This is a genomic window from Nonomuraea zeae (assembly GCF_005889725.1).
In the GTDB taxonomy this organism is placed as follows: Bacteria; Actinomycetota; Actinomycetes; order Streptosporangiales; family Streptosporangiaceae; genus Nonomuraea; species Nonomuraea zeae.
The window spans coordinates 18,292-31,016 of sequence record NZ_VCKX01000067.1; the positions used below are offsets into that span (position 1 = coordinate 18,292).

The 12,725-nt window shown below is 68.1% G+C and carries 12 protein-coding genes; 6 read left to right on the forward strand and 6 right to left on the reverse strand.

Annotation, left to right across the window (positions count from 1 at the left end; genetic code table 11):
- Nucleotide 1: 1 nt before the first annotated feature.
- The 6 genes from ETD85_RS22265 to ETD85_RS22290 all read left to right on the forward strand — a co-directional run bounded on the left by ETD85_RS22265 (nucleotide 2) and on the right by ETD85_RS22290 (nucleotide 6,023).
- On the forward strand, nucleotides 2–1,093 hold the full coding sequence (locus ETD85_RS22265) for an ABC transporter ATP-binding protein (protein WP_170246791.1): 1,092 nt from the start codon (nucleotides 2–4) through the stop codon (nucleotides 1,091–1,093).
- Complete coding sequence (locus ETD85_RS22270) at nucleotides 1,086–2,180, forward strand: ABC transporter ATP-binding protein (RefSeq protein ID WP_138691697.1); 1,095 nt, start codon at nucleotides 1,086–1,088, stop codon at nucleotides 2,178–2,180. Before ETD85_RS22265 ends, ETD85_RS22270 begins: the two co-directional genes overlap by 8 nt.
- Nucleotides 2,177–3,130, forward strand: a complete 954-nt coding sequence (locus ETD85_RS22275; RefSeq protein ID WP_206058457.1) for a carbohydrate ABC transporter permease — start codon at nucleotides 2,177–2,179, stop codon at nucleotides 3,128–3,130. Before ETD85_RS22270 ends, ETD85_RS22275 begins: the two co-directional genes overlap by 4 nt.
- A gap of 73 nt (nucleotides 3,131–3,203) precedes the next feature.
- Complete coding sequence (locus ETD85_RS22280) at nucleotides 3,204–3,956, forward strand: carbohydrate ABC transporter permease (RefSeq protein ID WP_240779301.1); 753 nt, start codon at nucleotides 3,204–3,206, stop codon at nucleotides 3,954–3,956.
- Between the two features lie 2 nt (nucleotides 3,957–3,958).
- Nucleotides 3,959–4,234, forward strand: a complete 276-nt coding sequence (locus ETD85_RS22285; RefSeq protein WP_138691699.1) for a DUF2160 domain-containing protein — start codon at nucleotides 3,959–3,961, stop codon at nucleotides 4,232–4,234.
- 19 nt (nucleotides 4,235–4,253) lie between these two features.
- Nucleotides 4,254–6,023, forward strand: coding sequence for an ABC transporter substrate-binding protein (locus ETD85_RS22290; protein ID WP_138691700.1), 1,770 nt, complete (start codon nucleotides 4,254–4,256; stop codon nucleotides 6,021–6,023).
- Between the two features lie 40 nt (nucleotides 6,024–6,063).
- Here the strand turns inward: ETD85_RS22290 and ETD85_RS22295 are convergent, their stop codons facing one another.
- The 6 genes from ETD85_RS22295 to ETD85_RS22320 form a co-directional block, all read right to left on the reverse strand.
- Nucleotides 6,064–7,089, reverse strand: coding sequence for a dienelactone hydrolase family protein (locus ETD85_RS22295; protein ID WP_138691701.1), 1,026 nt, complete (start codon nucleotides 7,087–7,089; stop codon nucleotides 6,064–6,066).
- Nucleotides 7,079–8,359 carry a Gfo/Idh/MocA family protein gene (locus ETD85_RS22300; RefSeq protein WP_138691702.1) on the reverse strand — a complete coding sequence of 427 codons (1,281 nt, stop codon included), beginning with the start codon at nucleotides 8,357–8,359 and terminating at the stop codon, nucleotides 7,079–7,081. The genes ETD85_RS22295 and ETD85_RS22300 overlap by 11 nt, the downstream gene beginning before the upstream one ends.
- A gap of 9 nt (nucleotides 8,360–8,368) precedes the next feature.
- Nucleotides 8,369–9,652 (reverse strand): ABC transporter substrate-binding protein, encoded by a 1,284-nt coding sequence (locus tag ETD85_RS22305; protein ID WP_138691703.1) that lies wholly within the window; start codon nucleotides 9,650–9,652, stop codon nucleotides 8,369–8,371.
- Nucleotides 9,653–9,697: 45 nt separating this feature from the next.
- Complete coding sequence (locus ETD85_RS22310) at nucleotides 9,698–10,468, reverse strand: carbohydrate ABC transporter permease (RefSeq protein WP_379507385.1); 771 nt, start codon at nucleotides 10,466–10,468, stop codon at nucleotides 9,698–9,700.
- Nucleotides 10,469–10,547: 79 nt separating this feature from the next.
- The gene (locus ETD85_RS22315; protein ID WP_138691705.1) at nucleotides 10,548–11,507 is read right to left on the reverse strand and encodes a carbohydrate ABC transporter permease; all 960 of its coding nucleotides are present in this window, start codon (nucleotides 11,505–11,507) and stop codon (nucleotides 10,548–10,550) included.
- Between the two features lie 213 nt (nucleotides 11,508–11,720).
- On the reverse strand, nucleotides 11,721–12,674 hold the full coding sequence (locus tag ETD85_RS22320) for a LacI family DNA-binding transcriptional regulator (protein ID WP_138691706.1): 954 nt from the start codon (nucleotides 12,672–12,674) through the stop codon (nucleotides 11,721–11,723).
- Nucleotides 12,675–12,725 lie beyond the last annotated feature (51 nt).

Consider the following 12,725-nt stretch of genomic DNA (forward strand, 5'->3'; position numbering starts at 1 on the left):
AGTGACGCTGATTCTCGATGGCGTCTCCGTACGGCAGCGCGGGGAGACCTGGCTCGACGACATTCGCCTCGAATTATCGAATGGAATGACCACCCTCGTCGGCCCCATGACCGCGGGAAAGACGACGTTGATGCGCGTCGCCGCCGGATTGCTGCCGCCGGATTCGGGCCGCGTGGTGGTCGACGGAAAAGATGTCACCGCGATTCCCGTGCGAAAGCGCTCGGTCGCATTCGTCTATCAGCAATTCATTAATTATCCGTCGCTGAGCGTCTATGAGAACATCGCCTCCCCGCTCCGCCTCGATCCGGCCTTCCACCGCGAGGGCATCGACCGGCGGGTCCGCGAGGTGGCCGAGCTCATGGGGATCTCCGGCCTGCTCGACCGACGGCCCGCCGAGCTGTCGGGCGGCCAGCAGCAGCGCACCGCCATCGCCCGCGCCCTGGCCAGGCCCGTGGACGTGCTGCTGCTCGACGAGCCGCTGGCCAACCTGGACTTCAAGCTCCGCGAGCAGCTCAGGGCCGACCTCAAGACCATGTTCGCCGGCTCGCGCGGCGTGGTCCTCTACTCCACCGCCGATCCGAACGAGGCCCTGACCTTCGCCGCGCCCACCGTGGTCCTCGGCGAGGGCCGGATCCAGAGCGTCGGCGACGCCGCGGACATGTACGCCCGCCCTCCTTCGCTGGCCGTGGCCGCCACGCTCAGCGACCCGCCGCTCAACCTGCTGCCCGGCGTCGTGCGCGACGGCCGCATCGAGTGCCTCGGCACCTCGTTCCCCGCCCCGCGCGCGCACGCGTCGGGACACAACGTCATGCTCGCCGTGCGCCCGCACCAGGTGACGATCGCCCGCGACACCCCGGGCGCGCTGGAGCTGCCCGCCGAGATCCGGCTGGCGGAGGTCACCGGCAGCGCGACCTTCCTGCACCTGCTGCTGGAGGGCAGCCGCCACCTGGTCGCCCACCTGCCGGGGACCCAGCTCTTCACCCCCGGCGAGTCCACGGTCGCGTACGTGGACCCCGCCCACATCTTCGTCTTCGACGAGGCCGGCGGACGGCTGCTGGCCACCAGCGCGGCGGAGGTCGACCTGCATGGCTGACATCCGGCTGGAAGGCGTGGGCCACAGCTACGACGGGGGCGCGACCTGGGCGCTCAAGCCGATGACGTGGACCTGGCGCAGCGCCAGGGCGTACGCGCTGCTCGGCCCCAGCGGCTGCGGCAAGACCACGCTGCTGAACATCATCTCGGGCCTCCTGACCCCCACGGTCGGCCGGATCTGGTTCGACGACCGCGAGGTCACCGACGTGCCCACCGCGGGCCGCAACATCGCGCAGGTCTTCCAGTTCCCGGTCCTGTACGAGGAGATGTCGGTCTACGACAACCTCGCCTTCCCCCTCCGCAACCGGAGATATCCGAAAGAGGAGATCGACCGCCGCGTCCGCCAGGTCTCGGAGCTCCTGGGCCTCGACCAGGTGCTCCGCCGCAGGTCACGCCGCCTCGACCCGGGCCGGCAGCAGATCGTCAGCCTGGGCCGCGGCCTCGTCCGCTCCCAGGTCGCGGCGGTCCTGCTGGACGAGCCGCTCACGGTGGTGGACCCGGCGCTGAAGTGGACGCTGCGCAGCAAGCTCAAGGAGATCCACCGCGACACCGGCCACACGCTCATCTACGTCACCCACGACCAGACCGAGGCGCTGACGTTCGCCGACGAGGTCGTGGTACTCAACGACGGGGCGATCGTGCAGGCGGGCGAGCCGGCCGAGCTGTTCCTGTCGCCCGCGCACGAGTTCGTCGGGCACTTCATCGGCTCGCCGGGCATGAACATGCTGCCCGCCGAGATCGTCGGCGACGTCGTCCGGGTCGGGCAGGCGGACGTGGGCAGCGTCGCGGGCGAGCTGCCGCCGGGTCCCGTCCGGATCGGGGTGCGCCCGGAGTTCGTCCGGATCAGCGGCGCGCGCACCAGCCCCGGCGTGGCCGCCCGGGTGACCGGGATCGACCGGATGGGCGCGTACGACCTCGTGCACGCGCAGGTCAGCGGGCACCCGCTGATCGCCAAGGCGGAGGCGGGCTCCGCCTACGCGCCGGACACCGTCGAGTTCCTGCACTTCCCCGCGGATCGGACGTTCCTGTTCCGTGACGAGGTCCGGTGCGGCTCGCTCGCACCCCTGAACGGAAGGGGCCAGGAGTGAGCGAGCAGACGACCGTCGCGGGCAGCCAGGTGGGCGGCGAGGTCGTCACGGCCGCCCCGGGCGAGGCCGCCACGGAGCCGCGCCCAGAGCCGAAGCGCAAGAACAACCGGGCCTGGTGGCTGGTCCTGCCGGTGGTCGTGTCGGTGGCGTTCACCGCGGTGATCCCGCTGATGACCGTCGTGAACTTCTCCGTGCAGGACGTCTTCAGCCCCAGCGACCGGATCTTCGTCGGGCTGGAGTGGTTCCGCTCGATCGCCCGCGATCCCGAGGTCAGGGCGGCGTTCGTGCGCACGCTGCTGTTCTCGGCCCAGGTGCTGCTGCTGGAGATCCCGCTCGGGGTGGCGCTCGCGGTCTCGATGCCGCGCCGCGGCTTCTGGGTGTCGGTGGCGCTGGTGCTGGTCGCTCTGCCGCTGCTCATCCCCTGGAACGTGGTGGGCACGATCTGGCAGATCTTCGCCCGCGGCGACATCGGCCTCGGCGGCTGGACGATCAACAACGTCCTCGGGATCAACTTCAACTACACGCTGGACTCCACGGACGCCTGGATCACGGTCCTGGTCATGGACGTGTGGCACTGGACGCCGCTGGTGGCGCTGCTGGCGTACGCGGGGCTGCGCTCGATCCCGGAGCCGTACTTCCAGGCCGCGCAGATCGACGGCGCTTCGGCGTGGGCCACGTTCCGGCACATCCAGCTCCCCAGGCTGCGCGGTGTGCTGACGATCGCGATCCTGCTCAGGTTCATGGACAGCTTCATGATCTACACCGAGCCGTTCGTGGTGACCGGCGGCGGGCCGGGCAACGCGACCTCGTTCCTGAGCATCCTGCTGTCGAAGATCGCGGTCGGCCAGTTCGACCTCGGGCCCGCGGGGGCGTTCTCGTTGCTCTACTTCCTGTTCGTGCAGATCCTCTGTTACGTCTTCTTCACCGTGCTGACCAGGTCGGGGAGGTGAGGTGATGGCCAGGCACACCGGCCGGCGGCTCCCCTGGGCCCGCACGGTCTTCTGGCTCTACGTGGTCACGCTCATGCTGCCGCTGCTGTGGATGTTCGGCATGTCGATCCGCCCCAACGAGGACATCCTCGGCAGTTTCGCGCTCGTGCCGCAGCGCGTCACATTCGACAACTACGTCACCTTCTTCACGGACTCCGCCTGGTATTCGAGCTATCTGAACAGCATCATCTACACGTCGATGAACGCCGTCATGTCGCTCATCGTGGCACTCCCCGCCGCATACGCGTTCTCGCGTTTCAGATTCGCCGGGGACAAACATCTGTTCTTCTGGTTGCTGACCAATCGCATGGCGCCGCCGGCGGTTTTCCTGCTGCCGTTCTTCCAGATTTATCAGAGCGTGGGGCTCTTCGACACGCATCTCGGCGTGGCCATCGCGCACATGCTCTTCAACGTCCCGCTGGCCGTGTGGATACTCGAAGGATTCATGTCGGGAATTCCCCGGGAAATTGACGAGACCGCGGCGATCGACGGATATTCGCTGCCCCGGTTCTTCATCCGCATCTTCCTGCCGATGATCCGCTCCGCGCTCGGCGTGACCGCGTTCTTCTGCTTCATGTTCAGCTGGGTCGAGCTGCTGATCGCCAGGACGATCACCTCGGTCAACGCCAAGCCGATAGCCGCGACCATGACCAGAACGGTCAGCGCGGCCGGCGTGGACTGGGGCCTGCTGGCGGCGGCCGGAGTTCTGACCATCGTTCCGGGCGCGATCGTCATTTGGTTCGTCCGGAATTACATCGCCAAGGGCTTCGCCCTGGGAAGGGTCTGACCATGCTCGAGTGGATGGTGTGGACCGCCCCCACGGCCCTGGTGTTCGCCGGGCTCGCCCTGCTGCTGGTCGTCATGGCGGTCTGGGCCCGGGTCTCCCCTCCCGTGGCCAGGCGCGGCTTCCTGCGCATCGAGACCGATCGAGGGGATCGGCTGTACATCGGCCTGATCAGCGCCGCCGTCGTACTGGCCGGCTGGATCGCAGTCACCGACCTGTCCATGTGGCTCGCGCTCGGCTGCGCGCTGCTGGTGGCGGTCGTGATCGGGATATGGGGCTAACAGAAGAGGAGCCAAGTCGATGAGGCATCGCGCAGGCAGGTCCGCGGCCGTAGGTCTGACCGTGCTCGTCCTGACAGTGGCCGGTTGCACGCAGAGTGCGGAGAAGCCCACGAGCGATTTCAAGGAGTCCGACGGCAAGGCCGCGGCACAGCGATGGGTCTCGGAGGAGTTCACGCCGAGCACCCTGTCCAAGGATCAGCAGCTCGCGGAGATGGACTGGTTCACCAAGGCCGCGGCCCCCTACCGGGGGATGCAGATCAACGTGGTCTCCGAGACGATCACCACGCACGAGTACGAGTCGCAGCAGCTGGCCAAGGCGTTCACCGAGATCACCGGGATCAAGATCAAGCATGACCTGATCCAGGAAGGTGACGTCATCGAGAAGCTCCAGACCCAGATCCAGGGCAACCAGAACATCTACGACGCGTACGTCAACGACTCCGACCTCATCGGCACGCACTCGCGCGGCGACTACGTGGTCCCGCTGTCGGACTACATGGCGGGCGAGGGCAAGTCCGTCACCTCGCCCACGCTCGACCTGAACGACTTCATCGGCATCAGCTTCACCACCGGCCCGGACAAGAAGATCTACCAGCTGCCCGACCAGCAGTTCGCCAACCTCTACTGGTTCCGCTACGACTGGTTCACCGACCCGGCGATCAAGAAGCAGTTCAAGGACGCCTACGGCTACGACCTCGGCGTCCCGGTCAACTGGGCGGCCTACGAGGACATCGCCGACTTCTTCACCAACAAGGTCAACGGCAACGGGACCGTGGACGGCAAGAAGGTCTACGGCCACATGGACTACGGCAGGAAGGACCCGTCGCTGGGCTGGCGCTTCACCGACGCGTGGCTGTCCATGGCGGGCAACGGCGACCCCGGCATCCCCAACGGCCTGCCGGTGGACGAGTGGGGCATCAGGGTCGAGAACTGCCGCCCGGTCGGCTCGTCCGTCACCCGCGGCGGCGACACCAACGGCCCCGCCTCGGTCTACGCGCTCACCAAGTACGTGGACTGGCTGAAGAAGTACGCCCCCAAGGAGGCGGCGGGCATGAACTTCAGCGAGGCGGGCCCGGTCCCCGCGCAGGGCAACATCGCCCAGCAGATCTTCTGGTACACCACGTTCACGGCCGACATGACCAAGGCGGGGCTGCCGGTCGTCAACGCCGACGGCACGCCCAAGTGGCGCATCGCGCCGAGCCCGCACGGCTCGTACTGGAAGACCGGCAACAAGCTCGGCTACCAGGACGCCGGCTCGTGGACGCTGCTGAAGAACACGCCGCAGGACCGCAGGGCGGCGGCCTGGCTGTACGCGCAGTTCGTCACCTCGAAGACGGTGTCGCTGAAGAAGTCGATCACCGGCCTGACCTTCATCCGCGACTCCGACATCAGGAGCGACTACTTCGCCCAGAACGCCAAGAAGTACGGCGGCCTCATCGAGTTCTACGGCTCGCCCGCCCGCAAGCAGTGGACCCCGACCGGGACGAACGTGCCGGACTACCCGAAGCTCGCCCAGCTCTGGTGGCAGAACGTGGCCACCGCCGTGACCGGCGAGACGACGGCCCAGCAGTCGATGGACAACCTGGCCAAGCAGCAGGACGACATCCTGTCCAGGCTGGAGCGGCGCGGCTACGGCGGCAACTGCGCGCCCAAGCTGAACCAGGAGCGCCCCGCCCAGTACTGGCTCGACCAGCCGGGCGCGCCCGCGCCGAAGCTGGCCGACGAGCGCGGCAAGCCGGAGACGCTGGACTACGACAAGCTGATCGCCACCTGGAAGCAGGGCAACTGAGGAGGGACCGCCGCCCGTGGCAGGCCGGGCGGCGGTCGTCTCACAGGTGCCGGGCCAGCCAGTCGAAGGCCCGCTCCTGCATGGGCACGTCGAAGCTGTGCGGCACGTCGGCGAACACCGCCTCGTAGCCCTCGGGGGCCTCGCGGTAGTGCTCGCCGATCAGGTCGTGCGCCCGGCGCATGCCCGCCTCGGGGAACAGCTCGTCGCGCAGGGCGTACTGGACCATGAGCGGCTCGGGGGCGCGGGCGGCCACCAGGTCGGGCCAGTCGCCCAGGCGCGGCAGGCCGGGCGGGTAGAGCATCCAGGTGTGCCGGGGGACGTGCGTGCCGATCATCTCGCGGTAGGTGGAGACCATCGCGGCGATCACGACCGCGCGCATGGCCGGGTCGAACGCGCCCAGCAGCCCGGCCCGCAGGCCGCCGCCGGACAGCCCGGCGCACCCGACGGGGCCGACGTCCGGGCGCGAGCGCAGGTACGCCGCCGCCGCCAGGTCCTCCCCCGCGACCACGCCCGCGAACGACGTCCCGAGCGCCGCGCAGTGCTTGGCCACCACGTGCTCGTGCTCCCTGGCCGCCAGGTCGTAGCGGTCGGCCTCGCTGAGCGGCCCGTCGGCGGTCTCCAGCGGGAAGCGCCTGCTCCCCCAGACGAACACGTCGTGCGCCAGCACGGCGAAGCCACGGCGGGCCAGCTCGTTCGCGAACGCCCGCCCGCCGTAGATCGACTCGCGCAGCCGCAGCACCTCGGGCGACGGTCCTTCCGGGCCGTCGGCGATCTTCTCCTTGCCGGCCCACTTCATGCCGGCGTGGCAGTGCAGCGCCACCACCCCGGGCAGCGGCCCATCGGCGTCCCTGGGCCGCAGCAGGAAGGCGCGGGTGCGCGGCCCGAACCCCACCGACCAGGACAGCTCCTCGCCGGCGAGGTCGCCGTCGGTCCACGTCCGCTCCACGCGGACGTCGCCGGCGGTCAGGTCGAGCACTCCCATGGCCTCGCGCGCCGCCACCCGCAGCCGGGGCCCCGCCCCGGCCTTGAGCTGCGCCTCCGCGACCGCGGCCAGCTCAGCGAACACGCGTGCCGTCGTCCACCAGGTGCACGGGAACGCCCGTCGCGGCCGAGACGTTGGCCGCGTGGCCGGTCAGCACGCTGCGGATGCCGTCGCGGTAGCCGGCCTGCCGGGCCAGGGGGTCGTTGTCCGGGCCGCGGAAGACGTCGTTCAGCAGCAGGCGGTCCCCGCCGCCGTGCCCGCCGGCCCCCGACTCGATCGGCACCTCCTCCGGCTCGCTCCAGTGGCGGCGCACCAGCAGCCGCTCCCAGGAGCCGGTCGCGTGCTCCTTGGAGGCCGCGCTGGGGTCGATGGCGGCGTGCGGCGGCGTCCACTCGCGCTCGACCACGTCCAGCTCCAGCCGCCCGGCCGTGCCGTTGAAGGCCACCCGGTAGCCCTCCCACGGGGCGTGGGCGTGCAGCGAGTACGTCAGAACCGCCCGGTTCGCGTAGCGCACCATGACGGACATGTTGTCGTCGATGTTGACGCCCTCGGCGAAGACGTCCTGGTCGCGGATGTAGCCGTCCTCGTGCTCGGCGTCCAGGTAGAGCCGCTTGAGCCGCTCGTCGGCGGCGATGTCCAGCAGGAACGGGTCCGTGCCCAGCCCCGGGGCGCCGTGGGCGCGCTCGGGACGGTCCGCCAGGCCGCGCTTCCTGGCGTTCTCGGCGCCGTAGAAACGCAGGTCGGTCTGGGCGAAGACGAGCTCGGGAGCCGAGCCGAGCCACCAGTTGACCAGGTCGAAGTGGTGGGTGGACTTGTGCACGAGCAGGCCGCCGGAGTTGGCCCGGTCGCGGTGCCAGCGGCGGAAGTAGTCGGCGCCGTGGATCGTGTCCAGCGTCCACTCGAAGTGCACCGAGGTGATCTCGCCGATGACGCCCTCCTGCAGCAGGCGGCGTACGGCGGAGTTGCGCGGCGAGTAGCGGTAGTTGAAGGTGACGATCAGCTTGCCGCTGCTGCGCTCGGCCGCCGCGGCGATGGCCGCGCAGCCGTCGGCGTCTACCGTGAGCGGCTTCTCCACGATGACGTCGAGTCCGGCGTCGAGCGCCGCGCACACGTATTTCGCGTGCGTGGCGTCGACGGTCGTGACGATGACCGCGTCGGCGAGCTCAAGCACTTTGCCGAACTCATCAGGTGCGAAACGCGGCACCTCGTGACCGATCCGCTCGACGTAGTAGTCCATGCGGGTCCGGTTCGAGTCGCACAGGGCGACGATGGTGCCGGCGTCGCGCCACTCCCCGAGCAGCGCGTCGACGTACATCTGCGCGCGGTGCCCGAGCCCGACGAACGCGTACTTCATGTCTCTCCTCTAGCCTGCGATGGAGGCGTTCGCCTCCGTGATGAACTTCTGTGCCGCGTCGTCGGGGGTCATCCGGGCGAACAGCACTTCCTCGGTGTAGCGCTTGAGGATGTCCTCCATGGCGCTGGCGCCCTTCGGCGGAGCGGCCGGCGGGTCGGACAGCTCGCTCTTGACCTCGTCGAGGAAGTCCAGCGTCTTCTTGTCCGCGTCGGGCAGCTTGTCCTTGACCGCCGCCAGCACCTTGGAGCTGGCCGGCAGGCCGCGGTCGCTGAGGATGATCCCGCCCGCCTCGGGGTCGTTGATCAGGTAGTCGATGAACTTGGCCGCCTCGGCCGCGTGCTCCGACTTCGACGAGGCCGTGTAGAACATGGCCGGCTGCAGGAACATGCCGCCGCTGGTCGCGCCCGCCGTCTTCGGCATCCGCAGCAGGTCCATGTTCTGCCCCGACGCCTTCACGACCGCGCCGAGCTGGTTGCTCCACCACATGCCCATCGCGCCGGCGTTGGTGGCCAGCAGCGACTGGTCGATGGCGGACGCGCCGATCTCGGAGCTCTTCGCGGCGTCGGGCGAGCCCTTGGTCTTGACCAGGTTCTGCATGACCGCCCACCACTCCTTGATCGTCGCGGGGGTCAGGCCGAGCTTGTTGCCCTGATAGAAGGGCTCGCCCTTCTGCGCGGCGTAGATCTGGAGGTAGGCCGGGTTCCAGCTCAGCTGGGTGCCGGTGACCTTGCCGCCGCTCTTGGCGGAGATCTTGGAGGCCAGGTCGACGTACTCCTCCCAGGTCCACTTGGTGTCGTCGGGCAGCTTCTGCCCGTTGCTCTCCACCAGGGCCGGGTTGACGACCAGGGAGAAGGCGTTGACGCCGGTGGGGATGGCGAACTGCTTGCCGTCGATGGCGCCGGTGGACAGCACCTTGCCGTCGATGTCGGCGGTGTTGACCTTGCTGGCCAGGTCGGCGAGCGTGCCGCGGTCGGCGTACTCGCGCAGGCCGCGGATCTCCAGGGTGATGACGTCGGGGGCGTCGCTGCCGGCCACCTTCGTGGACAGCGTCTCGTAGTAGCTGGCGAAGTCGGAGAACTCGCCCTCGACGTCGATGGTCGGGTTCTTCGCCTCGAACTTCTTGATGACCTCCTCGGTCATCTTCTGCCGGGCGTCGCTACCCCAGTAGGAGAAGCGCAGCTTGACCTTGCCGTCGGCGCTCTCTCCGCCGCTGCCGCTGCCGCAGGCCGCGGTGACCGCCAGCACAGCGGTGGCGAGCAAGGCCGCCGACCACATCTTCTTGCCAGAGCTCACGGCTCTACCTCCTAGGGGGTGTTCTTCTGTTGGGGGGTGGAGGAACTACTTCAAGCCCGTGGTGGCGACACCACGGATCAGGTATTTCTGGCCGGCCAGGAAGAACCCGAAGATGGGACCGAGCGCGATGATCGACATCGCGAACATCGGGCCCCACGACGAGTCACTGCTGGCGTCCAAGAATGTGCGCAAGGCTACCGGTACGGTGAAATTGTCGGGGTTGTTGAGATAAAGGAGCTGGCTGAGGAAGTCGTTCCAGGTCCAGATGAACGTGAAGATCGCCGTCGTCGCCAGCGCGGGCAGGCAGAGCGGCATGACCACCCTGATGAAGATGCGCCAGTAACCCGCGCCGTCGATCTCGGCCGCCTCGTCCAGCTCGCGCGGCAGCGTGCGGATGAACTGCACCATGAGGAAGATGAAGAACGCGTCGGTGGCCAGGACCTTCGGCATCACCAGCGGCCAGATCGTGTTGATCAGGTCCAGCTTCGAGAACATGATGTACTGCGGCACGATCGTCACGTGGTGGGGCAGCATGATCGTGCCCAGCATGAGCGCGAACCAGAGCTTCTTCAGCGGGAAGTTCAGCCGGGCGAAGGCGTAGGCGGCCAGCGAGCAGGCCACCAGGTTCGCCACCACGGACAGGCCGGTGACCACCGCGGAGTTCCACAGGTAGTAGCCGAAGGGATGCTTCAGCGCGTTCCAGCCGTCGGTGTAGTTCTCGAACGTGATCTCGCTCGGCCACAGGCCGGACTGCCGGAAGATGAGCTCCTCCGGCTTGAGCGAGCTGGAGATCATCCAGAGCAGCGGATAGAGCATGACCAGGCCGAAGCCGATCAGCAGCACATGCTTGACCACCGGCCCGCCCTTGAGGGGGCGGAACAGGACGGGGATCGGCCTACTTCGTGTCGCCATAGAAGACCCAATACTTGGAAGCGAGGAAGTTCACCCCGGTCAACCCGGCGATGATCAGCAACAGGACCCAGGCCATCGCTGCCGCGTAGCCCATGTCGTAGCTCTTGAACCCCTTCAGGTAGAGGTAGAGCGTGTAGAAGAGAGTGGAGTCGGCGGGACCGCCGCTGCCACTGCTCACGATGAACGACTGCGTGAACGACTGGAACGACTTGATGATCTCCAGCACCAGGTTGAAGAAGATGATCGGCGTCAGCAGCGGCAGCGTGATCGACTTGAACTGGCGCAGCGCCCCGGCGCCGTCCACCGCGGCAGCCTCGTAATAGCTGCTGGGGATCTGACGGAGCCCGGCCAGGAAGATGATCATGGGTGCGCCGAACGTCCACACGTGCAGCAGGATCAGCGTGCCCAGCGCGTAGTCCGGGTCGCCCACCCAGCCCGGCCCCTGGATGCCGACGACCGACAGGATCGCGTTGACCAGGCCCTCGGCGCCGAAGACCTTGCGCCAGAGGATCGCGATCGCGACGCTGCCGCCGAGCAGCGAGGGCAGGTAGAAGATCGAGCGGTAGAACGACAGGCCGCGCAGCCCCCGGTCGAGCACCAGAGCCAGCCCGAGAGCGAAGGCCAGCTGCAGCGGGACCGAGACGACCACGTAGATCGTGGTCACCTTCAACGAGTTGATGAACCGCGAGTCCTCGGTGAACATCTTGACGTAGTTGTCGAAGCCGACCCACTTGGCCTCCTCCAGGAGGCTGTAGTCGGTGAACGACAGGTACAGAGAGGCGAGGATCGGGCCGATCGTGATGACGAGCAGGCCCGCGAACCAGGGCGCCAGAAAGAGATAGGCGGCCCGCGCCTCGCGGCGGGAACGCTTGGTGGAGCGGTGGCCGCCGTGTGCGGGTTCGGTCACCGCGCCTCGGGGCTTCACCGCCACCGAGTCAGCCATGACGGAACTCATTCGTCATCACGGACCTTCCGGCGAGATGTGAATGGATAGCGCTTTCCTATAGCTGGCGGGAAAGTTACGTCAACCCTTTGCAGGCGTTACATAGCCGTTACCGATATATCGGTGACGCGTTTCCCCAGGTAGCAAGCGTGACCGCCCGATAAGTCAGACGAATTTTTCTTCTGTTTAGTACAACCGTTTGCAGCGATGCGGTTACGGTGGCGGAGCTGTGGAGTCCCTGACCACCAGCCGGGTCTCCAACGAGGTGGTGGCCATCACCTCCTGGATGAGCAGATCGACCGCCAGCCGCCCGGCGGCGGCGGTGGGCATGGCGACCGTGGTGAGCTTGGGGCGGTTCAGCCGTCCGGAAACGATATCGTCGATCCCCACGACGCTGATGTCCGCCGGCACGCTCAGCCCCAGGTCCCCGAGGCCCTCGATCAGCCCGATCGCCACCAGGTCGTTGTAGGCCAGCACGCCGGTCACGCCGGAGTCGCGCACCCTGGCCGCCGCCGCGAACCCGCCGCGCTCGGTGGGCGCGTTGGGGCCGACGACGACGAGCTCGACGCCCGCCACCTCTTCGGCGGCCGTACGGATCTCGGCGCTCGTCCACGACCCGGCCGGCCCGGACACGAGCCCCACGCGGCGGTGCCCGAGCCCGGCGAGATGCTCAACCGCCAGCTTCGCCCCGTGACCGACGTCCATGAGCACCGTGGCAGCGCCGCGCAACCGCCGGTTGATCACCACGAACGGCACCCGCTCCGCCAGCCGTTCGAGTGCTTTGTTGGAGGAGCGCGGGCTGCACAGCACCACGCCGTCCACCTGTTTGGAGAAGGCCTGCACCAGCTCCTCCTCCGCGGCCGGCTCCTCGTCGGTGTCGGCCACGAACAGGTGGTAGTCGCGCTGCCTGGCGGCCGCGTGGGCGGCCTTGATCAGCGGCGGGAAGAACGGGTTGGCGATGTCCGCCACGATCAGCCCGAGGTTGTGGGTCCGCCCGGTCGTGAGGGCCCGCGCCGCCCGGTTGGGGCGGTAACCGAGCTCCTCTGCCACTGTCAGAACCCTCGTGCGGGTGGCGGCGTTCACCATGTGCGGAGCGGAGAACGTCCGCGACACGGTCGACACATGCACGCCGGAGGCCCGGGCCACATCACGAATCGTCACTGTCACAGTCGCCCACCCTAACGCAACCGCTTGCAGACACCCTGAGTACGCTGAAAG